The organism is Streptomyces sp. XY431 (assembly GCF_001279805.1).
GTDB lineage: Bacteria > Actinomycetota > Actinomycetes > Streptomycetales > Streptomycetaceae > Kitasatospora > Kitasatospora purpeofusca.
In genome coordinates this window covers 1-370 of the sequence record NZ_LGDO01000355.1, presented here as the reverse complement: position 1 = coordinate 370, position 370 = coordinate 1, and the positions used below count along the sequence as shown (strand labels likewise).

Below are 370 nucleotides of genomic sequence, written 5' to 3'. Positions count from 1 at the left end.
GGTGGTGTGTTCGACCTGTGGGAGGAGACCAACGGCGTCCCCGGTCTGCAGGCTTCCGGCGTGAACCCGGACACCCAGGTGGGTGCGGCGTGCACCACCAGTGCGGACGGCCTCTGCCGTCGGACGGTGGAGGTGGGTACCTACTACTGGCGGGAGACGGCTGCGCCGGCCGGTTACCAGCTTCCGGCGAACCCGGTGTTCGGTCCGTTGGTGCTGACCGCGGAGAACGCCGCGACGGGTGTGCAGACGACCGCCGCCGACGCGCCCGTGCCCCCGGTGACGGGTGAGGTGCGGGTGCTGAAGACGAACGCCGAGACCGGCGCGCCGCTCGCGGGTGGTGTGTTCGACCTGTGGGAGGAGACCAACGGCG

Annotated in this window: 1 protein-coding gene; it reads left to right on the top strand. The window is 71.4% G+C overall.

From position 1 onward, the window contains the following. Positions 1–370: SpaA isopeptide-forming pilin-related protein (locus ADK60_RS26115; RefSeq protein WP_286185306.1), on the top strand; the 370-nt coding region annotated here is incomplete at both ends.